Origin of the sequence: Paenarthrobacter sp. Y-19 (genome assembly GCF_029223985.1) — a bacterium.
GTDB classification, from domain to species: Bacteria; Actinomycetota; Actinomycetes; order Actinomycetales; family Micrococcaceae; genus Arthrobacter; species Arthrobacter nicotinovorans.
Genome location: NZ_CP119414.1, coordinates 3,623,332 through 3,642,334 on the forward strand (window position 1 = coordinate 3,623,332; position 19,003 = coordinate 3,642,334).

A 19,003-nucleotide genomic window follows, 5' to 3' on the forward strand; every position below is an offset into this window, starting at 1 on the left:
TCAGTTCCCTATGCCCGCCAGTACCCCAACGCGTCAATCCGATGCTTATCCACCCCGAGTTCCTTCTTCAGGTGCTTCACGATGGCACGGGTGCTGGACGCCTCGCATGCGACCCAGAAGAAGTCATCCGTCGCTGACACAGCCTGTGGTGCCAGCCCCGCGCAGACTTCCTCAACCAGTGAGGCGCCGTCTCGTTTGCGCGGAATCCAGGTGACTACGTCGTCGCCGGAGGTCCGGACGGCGAGCGTGGTGTCGGCGTCGTGCTGGTATTCGAGCCAGGCGGTGACCGGTGTGCCGTGCGGTCCCCGCGCGTCCAGGAGCGAGTTGATGGCCGGAAGTGAGGCAGGATCGCCGACCACCCAGATGCGGCGCGGCGCGGGCTGCGGGAACGCGAAGGAGCTGCCTTGGACTGTGGCGTCGATGGTGTCGCCGGCCTGGACGGTGCGGGCCCAATCAGCTGCCACCCCGCGGTGCATGGCGAAGTCCATGCTGAACGTACCGGCCTCCGGATCCGCGTTGACCAGGGTGTAGGCGCGCTGGTGGGCCTTGCCGGAGTCGTTGAACCAGAGGCGGATCCACATGGTCGGGTGCAGGCCGCTGGCCTTGAGGAGCCCGCCGTCGCGCACGTGCATGCGAAGGAAGTCGGGGGTGATTTCTTCACGGGCGGTGACCTGCAGGGTGAAATCCTTGGCGCCCATGACTTTCAGGACGACACCTTCCCAATTGCGCTTCAAGCAGCACTCCTTCACGAATGGCCCACGATTTGTGCCCGGGGCCAAAGCCATTTATCTTGAACTTAAGTAAGCCTAACCTAAGCTCGAAAGCGGCCTGACATCATGACGCCTGCCCCGACGCAACAATCCGCCCCGGCAGGCGGCACCGGAACCTACCGCGACACCTGGGGAATCCCGCACCTGTGGGCTGACTCCGCGGACGAACTCGCCTTCCTCCAAGGCCGGAACGCCGCGACGGACCGGTCCTGGCAGATCGAACTGGAGCACTGGCGTTCAGAAGGCCGAGTCGCCGAAGTACTGGGGCCCGACGCCGTGGTCTGGGACCGGTTCGCCCGGCAGGCCCGGCTCAATGACACCGCGCGCCGCTGCTTCGACAAACTCCCCCACGAAACGCAACGCTGGTGCGGACAGTACGTTGCCGGCATCAACCAGGCCCTCGCCGACGGCCTTCGTGGCGGTCCCGAGTTCGACGAAGCCCGCTGCGCCCCTGAGCCTTGGCTTCCGTGGACACCGCTGGGAGTCTTCCTGGTGCACCACATCCTCTTCTCCACCTTTCCCAACAAGTTGTTCCGAGCCCACGTCGCGCGGACGCTCGGGGAAGATGCAGTGGACCTGTTCAGCATCGAAGCTCCAATCTGGTCCGGCAGCAACGCCTGGGCCGCCCACGGTTCCACGACTGCGAGCGGCCTGCCCTTGATCGCCGGAGACCCGCACCGCCTTATGGAACTGCCCGGCGTGTACCAGCAGGTGCGGCTGGCCTGCCCCGAATTCGACGTCGCAGGCTTCGCATTTCCCGGAGTTCCGGGCCTGCCGCACTTCGCCCACACAGGCCACACCGCCTGGGCCGTCACGAATGCCATGGCCGACTACCAGGACCTCTACGTGGAAGAACTCCGCCGGATCACCGATAGCAATGGCGAACGCATCGAGGCGCACGGAGCGGAAGGTTGGGAACCCGCCGTCGTCAGTACCGAGACCATCAGCGTCCGCGGTGGCGACGCGGTGACCGTTGAGGTGATCGAGACTGCCCGCGGCCCCGTCATTTCGGAAATGCCCGACGACGGTGCGCTGAGTCTGCGTTTTCCCGCGCGGGTTGAGGAGCGGCTGGGTTTTGAGGCCCTCCTGCCGCTGTTGAGGAGCCGGAGCGTCGCTGACGTTGAAGCTGCATTCGATGCCTGGGTGGAGCCCGTCAACAGTGTGGTGGCGGCGGATTCATCCGGGGCCGTGAGGCATTTCGTCGCCGGACTGGTTCCGCAGCGCAACCCGGCGAACCGTCGGCTGCCCACACCGGCCTTGTCACCACGCCATGCCTGGGAAGGACCTTATGTTGCGCTGCCCCGCACCGAGGTCCGGCAGTTTGCCGTCAGCGCGAACGATCGGGCAGCCGGTGGTGGGGACGCCGTGGCTATGGAATTCGCCCCCTCATACCGGGCGCTGCGCATCCAACAATTGCTGGAGTCCGCGCCGGCAGGGACGCTGTCCGGCGACACCATGCAGGGAATCCATACCGACACGTTGCTCGGTCCGTGGCCGTTCTTCCGGAAGATCCTGGCTGCACTGGAGACAACCGGGCTGTCCGACGAGGCTAGGAAACTACGATCACAGTTGTTGGCGTGGGATGGCCGGATGGACGCCGGCAGCCATCCCGCGGCCGTTTTCGCTGACTGGCGCGGTGCATTGGTCCAGCGCCTCGGACGGCACGCCGCTCTTGCTCCCCTGAACACCCCGAGCGGCTATTCCCCATTGTTTGGCCCGTGGTTGTCCGTGGCATCGCGCATCGGCTTCGCACTGGAGACCCTGCTGGTCCGCGGCTCCGAACTTGGCATCGCCGTCTCCGTGGAGGCAGCGGCGGCGTTGGAAGCCACGGCATTGGAAGAAGCATTGCTGGACGGCGGGTCCTGGGGTGACCGGCACACGCTGCTGGCAATCCATGTGCTCCCCGAAACCCTTGCCGCTGCGGCGCCCACGGCCGCCCTCAGTGGAGACACCGGCTGCGTGCTGAGCACCGAAAGCCTCCCTGGAGTGGACGACCGAAGCTTCCGCGGACCTGTGGCCCGTTACGTCTGGGACCTGGACTGCCGGGAGAACAGCCGGTGGATTGTGCCTTTCGGCGCAGCCGGACCGCCCGGCCACAGCCACTTCGGGGACCAGCTCCCGCTCTGGAGCGAAGGCCGGATGGTCCCTGTAACCACGGACTGGTCCGCCCTGGCCAAAGACCCGAACTGACACCAGACACCCGCCTACCGAAGGAACACATGAGCACCGCCACCCAGGACTTCTCCGTCCGCACCACCGTCTACTCCGAGAACCTCGAAGGCTGGGGTGAATTGCGCCTTGTCCCGCTGGTCCCCAGCGAAGACATCGGGCTCATCTTCGAATGGGTCAAGCAACCCCGCGCCAGGTTCTGGGGCATGACGGAGAAGTCCCAAGAGGAAGTGCTGGAAATCTACGGGTTCCTTGACTCACTGGACACGCACCACGCTTTCCTGGCCCTCCTCGACGGCGAGCCCCTGGCCCTGTTCCAGACATACGAACCACTGCACGATCCCGTGGGCGAGGCCTACCCCGCCCGCGAGGCGGACATCGGGATGCATCTGCTGCTGGCACCGGCAACGCGCCCCATTCCGCACTTCACCCCCAGGCTCGGCACCTCCCTTATCAGGTACATGTTCTCGCTCCCGGGCAAGGACCGGATCATCGTGGAGCCAGACTCACGCAACGCCAAAGCCCTGCGCCGGCTTGAAGCGACGTGCTTCGAACTCGGCCCGATCATCCAGCTCGAGGAGAAGGAGGCCCAGCTCGGCTTCCTCACCCGCGCAGATTTCGACGAAATCCAGGAGCTACCGGCCCGCTAACGCCACACGAAGCTCCACGTTCCGGCGCCCAAAGCCGTGAGGACGGCGCCTCCGGCTATGGCCACGCCGCCAAGTACCACCCAGACGTCCATCAGCGAGTACGTGGACTCACGCGCCCACGTCCGTTGTCCCCCGCCGAAACCGCGGGCTTCCATGGTCACGGCCAACCGCGAAGCCCGCCGGACGGCCTGGACCAGCAGCCCGAAGCTCTGTCCGAGCGTCGCTTTGAGGCGCTGGATCGGGCTTCCCTGCGAGCCGACACCGCGGGCGCGCCGGGCCATGCCGATGGTCTGCCACTCCTCCGCCATGAGGCCCACCAGCCGCATGGCGGCAAGGGAACCGAGGACAAATCGGTGCGGCAGCTTTGCCTTCTGCGCAAGTGCATCCGCCAGGTCCGTCGGGTCGGTGCAGGACATCAGCAGGATCGCGGGGAGGGCGATCGCCAAACCGCGCAGCATGAAGCCGAGCCCCAGCTCAAGGGAACCTTCACTGATGGACCAGAGTCCGACGTCGAGCAGTACCGCGCCGCTGTCAGCGGCCACAATCGCGGTGCTCCAGCCCCCTATCGCCGCCGCTATGATCAGCGGCCAGGCGCGCTGCCAGAGAAGGCGGAGTGTGAGGCCGGCCAAGGGGAAGAGCGCCAATTCCGCGATGAGAGCCGTGGACGCGGAAACCCAGTCGATGGACAGGGCCAGCACCAGGGAGATAAGGAAGACGGCCACGAACTTCGCCAACGGGTTTGCCCGGGTCAGGAGTGCGTGGTTGCCGCGCAGGCTCAATGCGTCCCTCATGCCGCACCCGCTTCCTGGGGCGCCGTCTCACCTTGGGACACCGGCCCGAGCCGCAGTTCCGTCCCGCCCAGTACGGCACTGAATTCCTGGTCGTGGGTCACGGAAACCACGGCGGTACCGGCGTCCAGCAACTCCGAGAGGAACGAGGCCAGCTCGGCCCAGGTATTGGCGTCCTGTCCGAAGGTGGGCTCATCGAGGACAAGTACCTTCGGGTGCGCCGCCAACACCGTAGCCACTGAAAGCCTGCGTTTCTCACCGCCGGACAGTGTATAGGGATTGGCATCCACCAGATGGGAGAGCCTCAGCCGCTCCACCAATTCGTCCACGCGTTCCCCGCCGTGGCCCAGGTGCCTGGGGCCGAACATGAGCTCATCCAGGACCTTGCCCGTGACGAACTGGTGCTCCGGTTCCTGGAAGACCGTGCCGATCCTGGAGATGAGCTGATCGGCCTTCCATTTGTACGGGTCGATGCCCGCTCCCTCCGATAGCCCGACGCCGGCGCTCACCATGCCGTCCACCGGCGCCAGAAGGCCGGCCAACGTCAGCGCAAAAGTGGACTTCCCGGCACCATTGGGCCCGGTAATGGTCAACGCCTGGCCAGCACGGACCTGGGCGGTGATGTCCCTCTGCACCGGAACCGGAGGGATGGTTCGGAAGCGCTTCCGCCTGGGCTTTTCCCGGGACACGGCCAGGTCCTGCGCTGCAAGGAGGAGTTCGTTTGTCCCGGTCGTCCGGGCGCGCGCCCTTGTGGCGGGAACGTAGCCGGGAACCCATACGCCCGCCGTCATCAGCATGGAGCGCGCCTGGGTGAGGACCTGCTCCGGCGGACCATCCAGGAGGACTCCCGGGGTGCCTGATTGCGGGCCTGCGGTACCGGGCTGCAGGACCACGATCCTGTCCACCAGGTCCTTCCACACGGACACCCTGTGCTCCACCACCACCAGCGTGGCGCCGGTCTTGTCCAGGCAGCGGGCCACGGCGTCGCGGACCTCGAGGACCCCTGCAGGATCGAGGTTGGCCGTGGGTTCGTCCAGCAGGATCAAGCCTGGCCGCATCGCCAAAATGCCGGCCAGCGCGAGGCGCTGCTTCTGTCCCCCGGAAAGTGCCGCCGTCGGGTGGTCCAATGCCAAACCGCCGCCTGATGCGGTACGCAAGCCGACGTCGTCGAGCGCTTCATGCACCCGGGACCAGATCTCCTCGCGCGGCACGGCAAGGTTCTCCGCGCCGAAGGCAACGTCGTCGCCCACCCGGGAGAGAACCACCTGCGTTTCGGGATCCTGCTGCATCAGCCCGGCGCGGCCACGCTGCTCGCGGGCAGTGACGCCGTCGATCAGCAGCGAACCGGTCTCATCAGAGTCGTCTTCCTCGTCACCCAGCACCCCGGCGAGGGCGTGCAGGAGCGTGGACTTGCCGGCCCCCGAAGGGCCCAGCAACAGGACGCGTTCCCCCGGTTCAATGCGGAGGTCAAGGCCCTGGATGGCAGGCTGGGCCCGGCCGGCATGCCGCCATCCCCACCCCTCGGCGGAGATGGCGGCAGGCCGGACCGTGCCGCTGTGTGTGGCAGGCATCAGTTGAAGACTGGCTCCGAAGCGGCCTTCCGCGACGCGAAGGAACTCAGGACACCCGTCGTGGCCAGACCGCGGGTGGCGATCCAGGACAGGCCGCCGGCGATCACTGCACCGGAGATGGTGGTGAAAGTGATGTACGTCAGCTTGTCGATGGCCTCGTAGGCGATATTCCAGCCCCAGGGCAGGAACGAATCGTTCAGGCCACAGAAGAGGCCCGCGCCTGCGCCCGCGAGGAGTGCGGTGGGCAGGTTGAACTTCTTGTAGCGGAACGCGGCGAAGATGAGCTCGGCGCCAAGGCCTTGGAGGATGCCGGAGATGAGCACCGTGGTGCCGTACTGCGAACCCATGATGAGCTCACCCGTGGCTGCGACGGCCTCGCAGAAAAGAGCTGCGCCGGGCTTTCGGATAATGAGCATGCCCAGGACTGCGGGGATCATCCAGCCACCGGCGATCAGGCCGGTAAGGGGCGGGTACGCCGCATTCATGGGGATGGATACCAGTGCCGCGCCCTGGGACCAGGCCCAGAAAATCACGCCGCCGGCGATGGCGATGAGGGCCGCCACCACGATGTCTACAACACGCCAGCTATAACTGGTCTTCTTCACGTTTACCGTGGTCATTTTTCTGCCTCCTGAGGTTACAGGAGGGGAAAGTGCTCCCCGGAATCCGCCTGGCTTGCGCCGTCCGGCTCCGGACACTCTGAGAAGCTCGACTCCCTTGCGCCGGTACTAACCGGATCAGGTTCGAGGGTCTGCGGCTGTCCGCACTCTCAGCGCCCTCGCGTCTCCTGCATCGCTGCAAGGTCCGACGGCGGCGCTCCCCTGTCGTTATCAAATCTGCCCTGATGGGCGGGTTCAGTTTACACCTCCGCGTACGGCCCGCTCTGGGCCGCGGTCACAATCCTGTTGCGAGGCCCACTCTGCGCCCTATCCCCACGCCTAAACACGCACAGCAGGCCCCACAACAAACGGGAGTACGTTGCGAGGCCCACTCAGCACCCCATCCCCACGCCATAGCACGCACACCAGGCCCCACAACAAACGAGGGTGCGTTGCGAGGCCCACTCTGCGCCCTATCCCCACACCTAAACACGCACACCAGGCCCCACAACAATCGAGGGTGCGTTGCGAGGCCCACTCTGCGCCCCATCCCCACGCCTAAACACGCACACCAGGCCCCACAACAACAGGAGTGCATTGCGAGGCCCACTCTGCGCCCTATCCCCGCGCCTAAACACGCACAGCAGGCCCCACAACGCACCTGCAAGAATGGCCTGATGACGGATCGTCCAGGCTCCCACGCACCCGTGGCCGAGCCACGCCTCGCTGCCAGCGTGATTCTGCTCCGCGACGCCACCTCGGGGCTAGAGGCATTTGTCCAGCACAGAGTCAGCACCATGGACTTCGCGGCAGGAATGGTGGTCTTTCCGGGCGGCCGGGTGGACGCTGTGGATCAGTCCGGCTGGGACTACCCCGGGGAACTGCTGCGCAGCCATGCGTTGTCCTGGGCGCAGAGTTCGATTTCCGCGGACACAGCGTTGGCGGAGAGGAACGCGGGAATGGTGCTCACGGCAGCAATCCGCGAAGTCCAGGAAGAAGCCGGGCTGGGCATCGAGCCCGGAGACCTGCGCCCCTGGGCCAACTGGATCACGCCCATAGACATGCCCAAGCGCTTCGACACCTACTTCTATGTGGCCAAGCCGGCACCGGAAGCGCAGCCCCGGCATCAAACCACGGAGGCTTGGCAGTCGCTGTGGATGCCGGTGTCCGGAATCCTGGAAGCGGAAGCCGCAGGGCACTTGAAGCTGATGCCACCCACCTACTATCTGCTGAAGGAAATCGCTGTCCTCGATTCCGTAGAGGCAGTGTGGTCCGCCGAGCACCCGGTCGTCCCGGTTCTGGCTCCGGTCGGGTCCTTGGCAGCGTTTCTCAAGGAGCGGGAAAACCGCGGGTAGCCGTGCCGTGCAGCTAGGCTGGTGCCATGAACCTCTTTTTCAAGCTGCTGGGCGCCGGGGTAAGCCTCGGTGCAGGCTTTGTCGGTACCAAACTCGTCAACAAAGGCTGGGAAAAGGCCACGGGCAACAAGCCGCCCACAGGCAACGATGACATGGAGACGAGCCTCCGCTCGGCTCTGACCTTCGCGCTGATTTCCGCTTTCGTGAGCACGCTGATCCAGGTCCTTGCCAGCCGCGGCACCCAGCGGGCGATTGCCCGCTTCGCGAAGTCCCAGGACATCGTCTAAGCATCACCCAACAAGCAACGCGGGGTCACTTATGGCCCATCCCCATGGGGGTAATGGGCCATAAGTGACCCCGCGTTGCTTTAAGGTTCCGCGTTGCTTTAAGGTTCGGAGGGCTCCTGGCCGGCGGCGGCCCTTTGGACCACGGCTTCGAGTTCGTCCTTGGTGAGCTTCTCGCGGTGCCCGTGTTTGGTCCGGTACGCGGAGCGCCCCACCATGTGGGCGGACACCGGCGCGGTGAGAAGCTGGAAAATCCATGCCACCAGCAGGACGGGCCACACCCACCAAGTACGCATCTGCAGGCCGATCGCTGCGAGCATCAGGAACAAGCCCAACACCTGCGGCTTGGTGGCTGCGTGCATGCGGCTCATGAGGTCCGGGAACCTCAGCAGGCCGATCGCGGCACCCAGAGACATCAGGGCGCCCACTATGAGGAACACCGCGGTCACCATGTCGATGACCAGGTCCACTCCGGTGGCGTCAGGACTCATTGCTTTGCTCCCTTCGCTCGGCCACGAACCGGGCAACCGTCACTGAGCCGATGAAACCGATCACCGCGAGGGCCACCAGCAGCATCAGGTTGTTGAGGTGTTGGTTCACGGCCATGTCGATGGCGAGGGCAGCACCAAGGATGGCCAGCAGGACATCGGAAGCAAGGACGCGGTCCAGCAAAGATGGCCCAATCGCGATGCGCACGATCGCACCTGCAGCGGCGAGGCTGAGGATCACCGCCGTGGCCACCAGAACAAATTCCTTCACAGCGTTGCCCCTTCCATGCCGGGCCGGGCTTCTGCCTTCAGGGCCTCGACTTCTTCCCGCGTTCCCATGATGCGGATCAGCCCTGCCTCAATGTTCTGCGTCTCCCGGCGGATCTTGTCGATGTCCGCTTCTTCGTAGATGTTCAGCGCGTGCAGGTAGAGCGTGGAGGTGGAGCGGTCCACCTCCACCACCAGCGAGCCGGGGATCAGCGAGATGACATGCCCTGTAGCCGTCACCATAAGGTCAGAGTGGCTTCGCAACGGAACAGCGACGACGGCGCTGCGCACCTTGGGTCCCTTGACCACCGCCAGGTACAGCACCAGGAAGCTTGCTGCCACCACTTTCGCGACGAACATCAGGGCGAACGGAACAGCACGCAGGACATTGAACCTGCCGCTGAGCTCCACAGGCGGGAGGTAGAAAAACTTGGCCACCAGCACGGCGATCAACGCGCCAAAAAGCAGGTTGCCCGGGCTGAAGTCACGCCACAGCGCACCCCATACGATGACCAGCCAGATGAGCAGCGGCAGTTCCGTGCGGAACGAGATCGGCTTGCGGCTCATTTCGTACCGCCATTCTGCGCCAGCGGGGGCACCTCGACAGAGTCACCCAGTACCGAGTGGATGTAGGCCGAGCGGTCCAGCATGATCTCTGCGGAACCGTCCGCGACCTGGAAGAGCGGACCAGCGAACACCGTCAGCGCCACCCCGAACACCACCAGCGCCGCAGTGGAACCTACCATGGTCCGCGGCAGTACTCCGACGTTGCCGGGGGTCATCAACACGGGATCCGGGTATTCGGCATCCTCGGGTTTGCGCCAGAACGCCCTGTTCCACACACGGGCTATTGCCAGCAACGTCAGCAGGCTGGTGACCACGCCGCCCACTACCAGCACGATCGCCAGTGGGGTTCCGAGCTCCACGCCGGCCTGCAGAAGACCCAGCTTCCCAAGGAAGCCTGAGAACGGAGGAATGCCCGCCAGGTTCATGGCCGGTACGAAGAACAGCAACGCCAGCAACGGCGACAGCTTGGCCAGGCCGCCCAAGCGGTCAATGGAGGAGCTGCCACCCCGGCGTTCTATGAGTCCGGTGACCAGGAACAAGCTGGTCTGCACGGTGATGTGGTGGGCAACGTAGAACACTGCCGCACCCAGGCCCGCTACGGAGCTCATGGCCAGCCCGAACACCATATACCCGATGTGGCTGACCAACGTGAAGGACAGGAGACGTTTGATGTCGCTCTGGGCAAGGGCACCCAGAATACCGACAACCATGGTCAGTAGCGCCACCACCATCAGGGGAACGTTGAGGGTATCCCCGGGGAACAACAGGGTCTCCGTCCGCACCATGGCGTAGACGCCCACTTTGGTCAGCAACCCGGCGAACACCGCAGTGACGGGGGCCGGTGCCGTGGGATAGGAGTCCGGAAGCCAGAAGGACAGGGGGAACACGGCGGCCTTGATCCCAAAGGCGACCAGGAGCATCACATGCAGCAGGTTCTGCGTACCTTGGTCCAGCTCTGCCAGTTTGATGGCCAGATCCGCCATGGTGATGGTGCCGGTGGCCCCGTAAATCATGGCGATGGCGATAAGGAACAGGACAGATGACACTACGGAGACCACCACATACGTGACGCCGGCACGGATACGCGGACCCGTCCCGCCGAGGGTCATGAGCACGTAGCTTGCTGTCAGCAGGATCTCGAAGCCGACGTAGAGGTTGAAAAGGTCCCCGGTGAGGAAGGCGTTGGAGACTCCCGCCACCAGGATCAGGTACGTGGGGTGGAAGATCGACACGGGAGCTTCGTGGTCGCCGTCGGCCATGCCCTGGCCTGTGGCGTAGACCAGAACCGCCAGGCTCACCACTGTGGACACCACCAGCATGAGCGAGGAGAACTGGTCCACCACCAGGACCACACCCCATGGCGGCAGCCAACCGCCCAGGGTGACGGAGGTTGTGCCCCCGGACCAGACGGAGAAGAGGAGGAGGCATTCCAGCAGCAACGTGGTGCTGAGGATGCCGATGCTGACCAACCGTTGGGCGCTCTGGTGCCGGATCAGGAGGAACGCCAGCGCGGCGCCCAGGATGGGGAGGAGGACAGCCAGCGGCGACAGGTTTGCGAGGTTCACGCGCTGCCTCCTTCCTGCGTTGATGAAGTGTTGGGGGTTTCTGTGGCTTCCGGGTGGTTCCTGTCCGAGGTGCTGGACGGGGTGACCGCGAACTCCGAGGTTTCCAAGGGCACGATTGCGTCGTCCTCGGCGTCGAAGCTGGGGGTCTTTGCCACGCGGACGTCTTCGAGGTCGTCCTGGATTTCGTCCTGGCGGGCCAGCACCCAGGTGCGGTAGATGATGCCGAGCATGAATGCCGTGACCGCGAACGAAATGACAATCGAGGTCAGGATCAGTGCCTGCGGAAGCGGATCACTGTAGGAATCCGGATTGGTTTCCTTAGTGAAGAAGGGCGCCAGGCCGGCATACCCTCCGGTGCTCAGGATCAGGATGTTGGTGGCGTTGGCCAACAGCATCAGCCCGAGCAGCACGCGGGTGAGGCTGCGTTCCAGGATCAGGTAGATTCCGCAGGCGTACAGGACGCCCATGACGATCAGCAGGGTCAGGTTGATGCTCATGCCGTACCTTTCCCGGACGCGACGGATTGGGCAGCTTCCTGGGCCAGCCCGGCTTCCTGCGACACCCCGGCCTGCTCGGCTGCCTCTTCCTCGGTGAGGGGCGCGCCCTTGCCTTCAAAATGTTCGTCGATCTCGGCACCAAGGCTGCGGAGGACGTCCAACGCCAATCCCACCACCACGATGTACACGCCGATATCGAAAATGGTGGACGTGACGAACTTGACGTCTCCGAAGACGGGCAGCCAGAACTCGATGATCGCGCTCTGGAAGACCTGTCCGCCCAGGAACAACGGGACAAAACCGGACGCTGCCGCCGTCGCAAGTCCCGTTCCCAAAAGTGTTCCGGCGCTGACTGTCGCAGCTTCGCTCAACTCGAACCGTCCGCCGGCCAGGTAGCGGATGGTCAGAGCGAGCCCGGCGGTCAGGCCGCCGGCGAACCCGCCGCCCGGCAGGTTGTGTCCTGCGAGGAGGAGGTAGATCGAGAAGACAATCATCGAGTGGAAGATGAGCCTGGTGACGACTTCGAAAATGATCGAACGCCGCTCGGGGGCCAGGGTACGGCCCGCCACGAGCCAGGCGTCGCGGGTAACATCCGTGAACTTCTTGGCGACGGCGAGCGTGGCGCCGGCCCGGGAATCACGTTCGACGCCGGTACGGCGCCCCACGCTGCCTTCCGGTACGGCCTCGGAGGTCTTGATGCGGTCACCGCGGCTCCGGACAAAGATCAAGCTCGCCACACCCGTGGCGGCGATCGCCAAGACCGAGATTTCGCCGAAGGTATCCCAGGCGCGGATGTCCACGAGGGTCACGTTGACCACGTTCAGCCCGCCGCCGCCTTCGTAGGCCAGGCGCGGGAAGTCCAGGGAAACCGGAGTAGCAACGCGGGCCCCCATCGCGTAGATGGCAACGAAGATCATGGTGATGCCAAAAGCCGCGCCGATGATCACGCGGATCACCCTGAGCCGGCCGCCTGTCCTGTCACGCAATTCCGCAGGAAGGCTCCGCATCGCGAGCACGAAGGCCACCAGCACGATGGTCTCCACCAGCATCTGCGTCAAAGCCAGATCGGGGGCACCCTGAAGGGCAAACATGAGGGCGATGCCGTAACCGGTGACCGACACCATGAGCACGGCGAGGAAGCGCTTGTTGGCCCGAACTGCGGCCAGCGCCCCCACGACGATTCCGGCTCCTGCCACCAGCTGCAGGGGTGAGTTGGGGTCGATGAAGTAGATGCCGTCAGGCAGCGGTTTGTTGGCCATGAGCATGGCAGTCAAGGGAACCGCGAAGGCGACAGTCAGGATTACCGCCAGGTAGAAGTACAGCGAACCACGTTGCGTGCGGCCCGTGACCCAGACGGCCACATCGTCCAAGGCACCAATGGTGTTTTGGTACGCGCGATCGCCATCCACCCAGTCGGGCACCAGGCCCTGGGCGCGGGCAACGAGGTTCCGTCCGTAGAACATGGCCGCACCCAGCACGAAAGTGACCGCGGTCAGGCCCAAAGCAGGCGTCAACCCGTGCCACAAAGCCAGGTGTCCGGCGTCGACGGCGTCCGGTCCGCCGGCGAACAGCGCGGCGTAGGGCTGGATCCAGGTGTCCACCGGCGCGGGCCACAGCCCGTACACGATGGTGAGCAGGCTCAGAATGGCGGGGGCGGCGAGGAAGGCGGGCTTGATCGGTTTGAACGGGGTGGGCTCCACGCCGGGCTTGACGGCGAAGGCTCCCCACATGAACCGGGCGCTGTAGGCGAAGGTGAGGATCGAGCCGATGACAAGACCCACCAGGATCCAGATCCCCCAGGCAGGGGCATCGTGGCCGGTTCCGTAGTGAACGAACGCTTCGAAGACCGACTCTTTCGCGACGAAACCTGCCAGCGGAGGAACACCGGCCATGGATGCGGCGGCGATCGCTGCAACCACGCCCAGGGCGCGGGACGAGCGGAAGACGCCGGAGAGCTTGCGGATGTCGCGCGTTCCGGATTGGTGGTCGATGATGCCCACCACCAGGAACAACGCAGCCTTGAACAGGCCGTGCGCCAGCAGCAGCCCCAAACCGGCCAGCGCGGCGTCGGGCCGGCCCAGCCCCACCACCATGGTCAGGAAACCGAGCTGGCTGACGGTGCCGTAAGCAAGGATGAGTTTGATGTCGGTCTGCCGCAGCGCGCGGTAGCCGCCAACAAGCATGGTGGCCAAACCAAGTCCCAGCACCACCGGCAGCCAGAATTCCGAGGCAGCAAAACCCGGAGCGAGCCTGGCGACGATGTAGATACCGGCCTTCACCATGGCCGCCGCATGCAGGTAGGCGCTGACCGGCGTCGGAGCCGCCATCGCGCCGGGGAGCCAGAAGTGGAACGGGACCAGTGCGGATTTGGTGATGGCACCCACCAGAATCAGTACGACGGCGGTGGTCACGGCGCCCTGCATGGGTCCGCTCATGAGCGTCCCGGCTTGGTCCAGGATGGCGGAAATGCGGTAGGTGCCTGCAGCCTGGCCCACGATGATCAGGCCTACGAGCATCGCCAGGCCACCAGCGGTGGTGACCATCAGCGCTTGAAGGGCTGACCGGCGGGCTGCCAAACGGGTGCGGGCGTAGCCGATGAGCAGGTAGGACAGGATGGTGGTGAGTTCCCAGAAGATGAACAGCATCAGCAGGTCATCGGAGGTCACAAGGCCAAACATGGCGCCGGCAAAGGCCAGGAGCTGGGCACCAAAACCGCCCAGTCCAGGATCCTTGTTCTTGAAATAGCGGGCACAGTAAACCAGCACCAGCGAACCGACACCCAGAATCAGCAGGGACATGACCCACGCCAAGGGATCCATGCGGAAGGCGAGCTCAAGCTGCAGACTCGGAATCCACGGCAGGATTTCCTCTATGCCGCCACCGGAATATACGGGGCCGTACTGGAGGACCAACCAGACGAAAGCGGCTGCGGGGACGGCGGCCAGCACGTAGAACGCATTTCGTCCAAGTGAGCGGAAGATCAAGGGCGCCACAGTTGCCGCTGCAAAGGTGATGGCGAGAACTGTGATCACTGTTTTCTCCGCAAAGTCAGGAACGAATTGTCAAAAGTTGGAGCAGGCGGTCATACGTTGGGTTCGGTTTACCTAGTTTATCAAGGGGCCAGGACAGTTTTTGGCCACTATCCCGCTCCGCCCGCTGTTCACCCGGGGTTGTTCACAACGCGGTCTGTCATCCGCGCGCAGCGTTCCCTGCAGCTATAGCATTCACACTATGAACGCGGCCGCAGTCCCCGAAGCCTCCCACCCGACATCCGAGCTCGCCACGGGTCCCGTCGCCTCAAAAAAGGGGCAAATCCTGGCGTGGGCTTCCTGGGACTGGGGTTCGGCTGCCTTTAACGCAGTCATGACGACGTTTGTTTTCACGGTTTACCTCACGTCCAATGCGTTCGGCGGAGAAGACGCCGCATCTGCCGCTTTGGGTGCCGCGCTGGCCATTGCCGGCCTGGCCATCGCGTTACTGGCACCGGTCACCGGACAGCGTTCCGACGCCGGGGGCAGGCGGAAACTCTGGCTCGGAGTCAACACTGCCGCAACGGCGCTGCTCACGGGACTGTGCTTCTTCGTCTTCCCGCGGCCGGAATTCCTGCTCCTGGGTGTCTGCTTGATCGCCCTGGGCAATGTGTTCTTCGAGTTTGCCGGCGTGAACTACAACGCCATGTTGGCCCAGATCTCAACACCCCGGAACATTGGCAAGGTCAGCGGCTTCGGCTGGGGCATGGGTTACCTCGGCGGAATCGTGGCGCTTCTGCTGGTCCTGCAGCTCTTTGTCCAGCCTTCCTTCGACTGGTTCGGAGCCTCCACCCAGGACTCGCTCAACATACGGTTGGTCGCCGTTTTCTCAGCCCTGTGGTTCTTTATCTTCGCCCTGCCCGTGATGTTTGCCGTCCCTGAGGTATCCGTGAAGAAGGACACCTCATCCTTGGGCTTCTTCGCCTCCTACAGATTGCTGATCCGGCGTATCGGGGCCATCTACAAGACCAGTCCGCACACCATCTACTTCCTTCTGTCCAGCGCCATCTTCCGCGACGGGCTGGCCGCCGTGTTCACCTTTGGCGGCGTCATCGCGGCGGGAACCTTTGGTTTCGAACTCAAGGAAGTCATCTTCTTCGCCATCTTCGGCAACGTAGTGGCGGCTGTTGGCGCTGTGATCGGCGGCTTCCTGGACGACAGGATCGGCCCCAAGGCTGTCATCATCCTGTCCCTGATAGGGCTGCTGACCGCGGGAACCTTCATCCTGGTCCTCGGCAACGAAGACTATGTCTTCTTCGGCAACCCATGGCCCGGTTCTGCAACGTTCTGGGTCTTCGGGCTTCTGCTCTGCCTTTTCGTAGGTCCCGCCCAGTCCTCTTCCAGGGCCTACCTTGCCAGGCTTGCCCCGGCTGGAGAATCGGGCGAATTGTTCGGCCTGTACGCCACAACGGGAAGGGCCGTCAGTTTCCTCGCCCCCACCCTGTTCACGCTGTGCATCACCATCGCCTCGCCGCTCGTTGCCGCCGGGGAGGCACAACGCTGGGGCATCCTCGGGATCATGGTTGTGCTCCTGGCCGGTCTCCTGGTGATCCTGCCCGTGAAGCCACCGGCCAAAGTGGAAATAGCCGTAGTACCAGAGCGTTAACTACATAGGGCCGGTTGGGCGTCAACAACGTACCGGACCGGTTCAACAGAGTTTAGGGTGGAGCTATGAACGTGGATGAGACCGAACTTCCAGGCCTTGGCATCCGGAAGGACTTCGTGACGGCCTCCGGTCGCCGTATTGGCGTGGTGGAACTGCGCGAGGGCGAAACCGAGCTTTTCGTCTCGACGTGGGATGACCCGGATACGTGCCAGGCCTCCATCCCGTTGACGGCCGACGAAGCTTCAACACTGGGAAACCTCCTGGGTGGACAGCACATTGCCATGCGCCTGGCCGAGGCGCACCGCGAGGTCCCCGGTATCGTCACACGACAGTTTTCCATTACGGCTGATTCTCCATTCGTGAACCAGGCCATGGGCAAGGCCCAAATCCGCACACGCAGTGGCGTCTCCATCGTGGCGATCATGCGCGAAGGTGAGGTCGTCCCCTCGCCGGCGCCCGACGTCGTACTTCACACCGGTGATCTGCTCGTAGCGGTCGGCACCCAGGAAGGACTTGACTCGGCAGCCGACATCCTCCGCAACGGCTGACGGGTATGGATCCGCTCGCACTAGCCCTCATTGAACTGGGGGCCGTCGTGTTCTGCCTCGGCCTCCTGGCTCGGTTAGCGGGCAAAATCGGCATGTCCCCCATTCCCCTCTATCTCGTGGGTGGCCTGGCCTTCGGTGCCGGGGGCTTGGTCAAGCTGGATGGCATGCACGAGTTCGCGCATCTCTCAGGCGAGATGGGCGTCATCCTACTGCTGCTTATGCTCGGCTTGGAATACACCGCCTCAGAGCTGGTGACCGGCCTTCGCCGGTCCTGGCAAGCAGGGGTCATGGACTTCGTGCTCAACTTCTTACCGGGCGCAGGCCTTGCCGTCCTGCTGGGGTGGGGTCTTGTAGGAGCCATCGTCATGGGCGGCGTCACCTACATTTCGTCTTCCGGCATCGCCGCGAAGGTCATTACCGACCTGGGCCGAATCGGTAACCGCGAAACGCCTGTGGTGCTTTCCATCCTGGTTTTCGAAGACCTCGCGATGGCCATCTACCTGCCCATTCTCACCGCCATCCTTGCCGGCGTCGGGTTCCTGGGCGGACTGCAGACGGTGGGGATTGCACTGGCAGTGGTCACGGTAGTGCTGGTGATCGCCCTCAAACACGGGCATCGGGTCTCGCAGGCTATCCACAGCGAAAACTCCGAGGTCTTCCTGCTCAATGTCCTGGGACTCGCCCTGTTGGTGGCCGGAATCGCATCGGCCCTTCAGGTATCCGCAGCCGTGGGAGCGTTCATGTTGGGCATCGCCATATCCGGCGCTACCGCCCACAACGCCACCCGCATCCTTGAACCATTGCGCGACCTTTTCGCTGCGATCTTCTTTGTGGCGTTCGGCCTCAACACCGACCCCACCTCAATTCCCCCTGTGCTGGGCTGGGCCCTCCTCCTGGCGGTGCTGACTGCCGCCACCAAGATGCTCACGGGGATCTGGGCCGCCAAAAGGGCCGGTATCGCGATGCCCGGCCGGTTCCGTGCGGGCGCTGCGCTTATTGCCCGTGGTGAGTTCTCCATCGTCATCGCCGGCTTGGCCGTCGCCTCCGGCGCGGTTCCTGGAGAACTCGCCGCACTGGCCACGGCCTACGTCCTCATCATGGCCATCGTAGGTCCGCTGGCCGCCCGCTTCGTGGAACCCGTCGTCAAGGCCATCCGCAGAACCCCGAAAGCTCCACCCCGGACCACGGACCGCGCACCGGCGTAACGTCGCCACCCCAAAACCCTCACCGAGGGGCGACATCCCACGCCAAAACCCCCACCGAGGGGCGACATCCCACCCCAAAACCCTCTGGGAAAGCCTCGAGAGCTACCTCCTCGATGCCCACCCACCCTTTATGAGAGCCTCCCGAATAAGACGGGCAACTCCGTCATAGCCGTGCTCTTGGACATGACTGGCAGTAATGACGACAGAGATCCATCCGTTTGCAGCGAGTGCCGCCTCCCTCCGTAAGTCGGATTCCTGTTGGGCGGCGCTGAGGTGATGCACGCCGTCGTAATTCACCGCAACCTTGTATTCCGGAAAGGCGAGATCCGGCCACGCAACCTCGCGGCCCCACGCATCCAAAACCACGTAACTCAACGTCGGTTCCGGCAGGAAATTGCGGCCCATCGCCAGGCGGAGACGCGTCTCCGGGGCTGAATCTGCGCCAACGCGCGCGAGTTCCAGCGCGGCCCGGGCCTTCCGGATGCCTCGTGCGCCCGCATGTCTGCCTACTTGATTCCTCAGATCCTGTATTGAGCAGAATGGAAGCCGATTGTGTCCAAAGCTTCTGGTCTGGCTGCAGATGAAATGGTCGGCCGCTGCCACCAGGTCTTCGAACGGCAACACGGCGGCGAGATCCAGCCATGTCCGGGAAGGACTCGTCAGCGGAATGCCGTCCATGAATGCGACGTCGAATTCGCCCAGCACCATCCGATGGCCACGAACACCCTTTCGCTGCGGCCTGAAGGCGCCGTCCGTGCGGGTCAGATGAATCAGGAAATCCTGCTGCCGATCCCACGGCAGCGGGCACCCCCACAGCATCGCGGCCGTTTCATGGCAGCAAATCGCGCCATCGCTCACTGCTGTCAGGAGCCGCGCGGTGTGTGCGGGGTCTTGCTCCTCGCCCCAGGGAACACGGATGCCCCTGCTGGCGACCTGGAGATCGCTGTTCCAGGCACGATGATCCGGAAGGCCGGCCGCACGTTACTCGGCCAGGGTGAACGAGCGACCTTGGAGATGGGGCGGAAGCGGCGGAGACAACCTCATC

Annotated in this window: 18 protein-coding genes and 1 riboswitch; of the genes, 7 read left to right on the forward strand and 11 right to left on the reverse strand. The window is 64.2% G+C overall.

Translation table 11 applies throughout. The annotated features are described in order from the left end of the window. Window positions 1–8 precede the first annotated feature (8 nt). A complete protein-coding gene (locus tag PYR64_RS16960) occupies window positions 9–734 on the reverse strand; it encodes a siderophore-interacting protein (protein ID WP_275776512.1) in 726 nt (241 codons plus the stop codon). A gap of 102 nt (window positions 735–836) precedes the next feature. Here PYR64_RS16960 and PYR64_RS16965 point away from each other — a divergent pair, with 102 nt between their 5' ends. Both PYR64_RS16965 and PYR64_RS16970 read left to right on the forward strand, forming a co-directional pair. Beyond that, window positions 837–2,960, forward strand: a complete 2,124-nt coding sequence (locus tag PYR64_RS16965) for a penicillin acylase family protein (RefSeq protein ID WP_275776513.1) — start codon at window positions 837–839, stop codon at window positions 2,958–2,960. A gap of 29 nt (window positions 2,961–2,989) precedes the next feature. Beyond that, window positions 2,990–3,589 (forward strand): GNAT family N-acetyltransferase, encoded by a 600-nt coding sequence (locus PYR64_RS16970; protein ID WP_018778190.1) that lies wholly within the window; start codon window positions 2,990–2,992, stop codon window positions 3,587–3,589. Here PYR64_RS16970 and PYR64_RS16975 read toward each other — a convergent pair. The 3 genes from PYR64_RS16975 to PYR64_RS16985 are packed head-to-tail and all read right to left on the reverse strand — an operon-like array spanning window position 3,586 to window position 6,568. Further along, window positions 3,586–4,380, reverse strand: coding sequence for an energy-coupling factor transporter transmembrane component T (locus tag PYR64_RS16975; protein ID WP_189076300.1), 795 nt, complete (start codon window positions 4,378–4,380; stop codon window positions 3,586–3,588). The two genes, PYR64_RS16970 and PYR64_RS16975, sit on opposite strands and share 4 nt — an antisense overlap. Next, window positions 4,377–5,948, reverse strand: a complete 1,572-nt coding sequence (locus PYR64_RS16980) for an ABC transporter ATP-binding protein (RefSeq protein WP_275776516.1) — start codon at window positions 5,946–5,948, stop codon at window positions 4,377–4,379. Before PYR64_RS16980 ends, PYR64_RS16975 begins: the two co-directional genes overlap by 4 nt. Next, window positions 5,948–6,568 carry an ECF transporter S component gene (locus tag PYR64_RS16985; protein ID WP_018778187.1) on the reverse strand — a complete coding sequence of 207 codons (621 nt, stop codon included), beginning with the start codon at window positions 6,566–6,568 and terminating at the stop codon, window positions 5,948–5,950. The genes PYR64_RS16980 and PYR64_RS16985 overlap by 1 nt, the downstream gene beginning before the upstream one ends. A gap of 76 nt (window positions 6,569–6,644) precedes the next feature. Continuing rightward, window positions 6,645–6,781, reverse strand: a riboswitch (TPP riboswitch). A 443-nt stretch (window positions 6,782–7,224) separates the two neighbouring features. Between PYR64_RS16985 and PYR64_RS16990 the strand changes: the two genes are divergently transcribed. Then, window positions 7,225–7,902 carry an NUDIX hydrolase gene (locus PYR64_RS16990; protein WP_275776518.1) on the forward strand — a complete coding sequence of 226 codons (678 nt, stop codon included), beginning with the start codon at window positions 7,225–7,227 and terminating at the stop codon, window positions 7,900–7,902. Window positions 7,903–7,928: 26 nt separating this feature from the next. Continuing rightward, the gene (locus PYR64_RS16995; protein ID WP_018778185.1) at window positions 7,929–8,189 is read left to right on the forward strand and encodes a DUF4235 domain-containing protein; all 261 of its coding nucleotides are present in this window, start codon (window positions 7,929–7,931) and stop codon (window positions 8,187–8,189) included. Between the two features lie 98 nt (window positions 8,190–8,287). On the opposite strand, the gene mnhG is transcribed toward PYR64_RS16995, so the two are convergent. Genes mnhG through PYR64_RS17025 form a run of 6 tightly spaced genes read right to left on the reverse strand, consistent with a single transcriptional unit; the run spans window position 8,288 to window position 14,602 of the window. Further along, window positions 8,288–8,677 carry a monovalent cation/H(+) antiporter subunit G gene (mnhG, locus tag PYR64_RS17000; RefSeq protein ID WP_018778184.1) on the reverse strand — a complete coding sequence of 130 codons (390 nt, stop codon included), beginning with the start codon at window positions 8,675–8,677 and terminating at the stop codon, window positions 8,288–8,290. Continuing rightward, window positions 8,667–8,945 carry a monovalent cation/H+ antiporter complex subunit F gene (locus PYR64_RS17005; protein ID WP_018778183.1) on the reverse strand — a complete coding sequence of 93 codons (279 nt, stop codon included), beginning with the start codon at window positions 8,943–8,945 and terminating at the stop codon, window positions 8,667–8,669. The genes mnhG and PYR64_RS17005 overlap by 11 nt, the downstream gene beginning before the upstream one ends. Beyond that, window positions 8,942–9,508: a Na+/H+ antiporter subunit E gene (locus PYR64_RS17010; RefSeq protein ID WP_018778182.1), complete on the reverse strand. Its 567-nt coding sequence runs from the start codon at window positions 9,506–9,508 to the stop codon at window positions 8,942–8,944. The genes PYR64_RS17005 and PYR64_RS17010 overlap by 4 nt, the downstream gene beginning before the upstream one ends. Next, window positions 9,505–11,073, reverse strand: a complete 1,569-nt coding sequence (locus PYR64_RS17015; RefSeq protein ID WP_039243098.1) for a Na+/H+ antiporter subunit D — start codon at window positions 11,071–11,073, stop codon at window positions 9,505–9,507. Before PYR64_RS17015 ends, PYR64_RS17010 begins: the two co-directional genes overlap by 4 nt. Beyond that, window positions 11,070–11,570, reverse strand: a complete 501-nt coding sequence (locus PYR64_RS17020; protein ID WP_018778180.1) for a Na(+)/H(+) antiporter subunit C — start codon at window positions 11,568–11,570, stop codon at window positions 11,070–11,072. Before PYR64_RS17020 ends, PYR64_RS17015 begins: the two co-directional genes overlap by 4 nt. Continuing rightward, the gene (locus tag PYR64_RS17025; protein ID WP_039243099.1) at window positions 11,567–14,602 is read right to left on the reverse strand and encodes a Na+/H+ antiporter subunit A; all 3,036 of its coding nucleotides are present in this window, start codon (window positions 14,600–14,602) and stop codon (window positions 11,567–11,569) included. The genes PYR64_RS17020 and PYR64_RS17025 overlap by 4 nt, the downstream gene beginning before the upstream one ends. A 199-nt stretch (window positions 14,603–14,801) precedes the next feature. Between PYR64_RS17025 and PYR64_RS17030 the strand changes: the two genes are divergently transcribed. The 3 genes from PYR64_RS17030 to PYR64_RS17040 all read left to right on the forward strand — a co-directional run bounded on the left by PYR64_RS17030 (window position 14,802) and on the right by PYR64_RS17040 (window position 17,958). Further along, window positions 14,802–16,205 (forward strand): MFS transporter, encoded by a 1,404-nt coding sequence (locus tag PYR64_RS17030; RefSeq protein WP_110505170.1) that lies wholly within the window; start codon window positions 14,802–14,804, stop codon window positions 16,203–16,205. A 65-nt stretch (window positions 16,206–16,270) separates the two neighbouring features. After that, window positions 16,271–16,753 (forward strand): cation:proton antiporter regulatory subunit, encoded by a 483-nt coding sequence (locus PYR64_RS17035; protein WP_018778177.1) that lies wholly within the window; start codon window positions 16,271–16,273, stop codon window positions 16,751–16,753. Window positions 16,754–16,758: 5 nt separating this feature from the next. Beyond that, window positions 16,759–17,958, forward strand: coding sequence for a cation:proton antiporter (locus tag PYR64_RS17040; protein WP_039243100.1), 1,200 nt, complete (start codon window positions 16,759–16,761; stop codon window positions 17,956–17,958). A 102-nt stretch (window positions 17,959–18,060) separates the two neighbouring features. Here PYR64_RS17040 and PYR64_RS17045 read toward each other — a convergent pair whose 3' ends face one another. Next, entirely contained in the window at window positions 18,061–18,816 is a 756-nt protein-coding gene (locus PYR64_RS17045) for a hypothetical protein (RefSeq protein WP_275776525.1), read from the reverse strand. Between the last annotated feature and the right edge of the window lie 187 nt (window positions 18,817–19,003).

Coding starts and splice junctions, on each gene's coding strand:
- PYR64_RS16965 (WP_275776513.1), top strand. CDS start 837: ATGACGCCTGCCCCGACGCAACAATCCGCCCCGGCAGGCGGCACCGGA.
- PYR64_RS16970 (WP_018778190.1), top strand. CDS start 2,990: ATGAGCACCGCCACCCAGGACTTCTCCGTCCGCACCACCGTCTACTCC.
- PYR64_RS16975 (WP_189076300.1), bottom strand. CDS start 4,380: ATGAGGGACGCATTGAGCCTGCGCGGCAACCACGCACTCCTGACCCGG.
- PYR64_RS16980 (WP_275776516.1), bottom strand. CDS start 5,948: ATGCCTGCCACACACAGCGGCACGGTCCGGCCTGCCGCCATCTCCGCC.
- PYR64_RS16985 (WP_018778187.1), bottom strand. CDS start 6,568: ATGACCACGGTAAACGTGAAGAAGACCAGTTATAGCTGGCGTGTTGTA.
- PYR64_RS16990 (WP_275776518.1), top strand. CDS start 7,225: ATGACGGATCGTCCAGGCTCCCACGCACCCGTGGCCGAGCCACGCCTC.
- PYR64_RS16995 (WP_018778185.1), top strand. CDS start 7,929: ATGAACCTCTTTTTCAAGCTGCTGGGCGCCGGGGTAAGCCTCGGTGCA.
- mnhG (WP_018778184.1), bottom strand. CDS start 8,677: ATGAGTCCTGACGCCACCGGAGTGGACCTGGTCATCGACATGGTGACC.
- PYR64_RS17010 (WP_018778182.1), bottom strand. CDS start 9,508: ATGAGCCGCAAGCCGATCTCGTTCCGCACGGAACTGCCGCTGCTCATC.
- PYR64_RS17020 (WP_018778180.1), bottom strand. CDS start 11,570: ATGAGCATCAACCTGACCCTGCTGATCGTCATGGGCGTCCTGTACGCC.
- PYR64_RS17030 (WP_110505170.1), top strand. CDS start 14,802: ATGAACGCGGCCGCAGTCCCCGAAGCCTCCCACCCGACATCCGAGCTC.
- PYR64_RS17035 (WP_018778177.1), top strand. CDS start 16,271: ATGAACGTGGATGAGACCGAACTTCCAGGCCTTGGCATCCGGAAGGAC.
- PYR64_RS17040 (WP_039243100.1), top strand. CDS start 16,759: ATGGATCCGCTCGCACTAGCCCTCATTGAACTGGGGGCCGTCGTGTTC.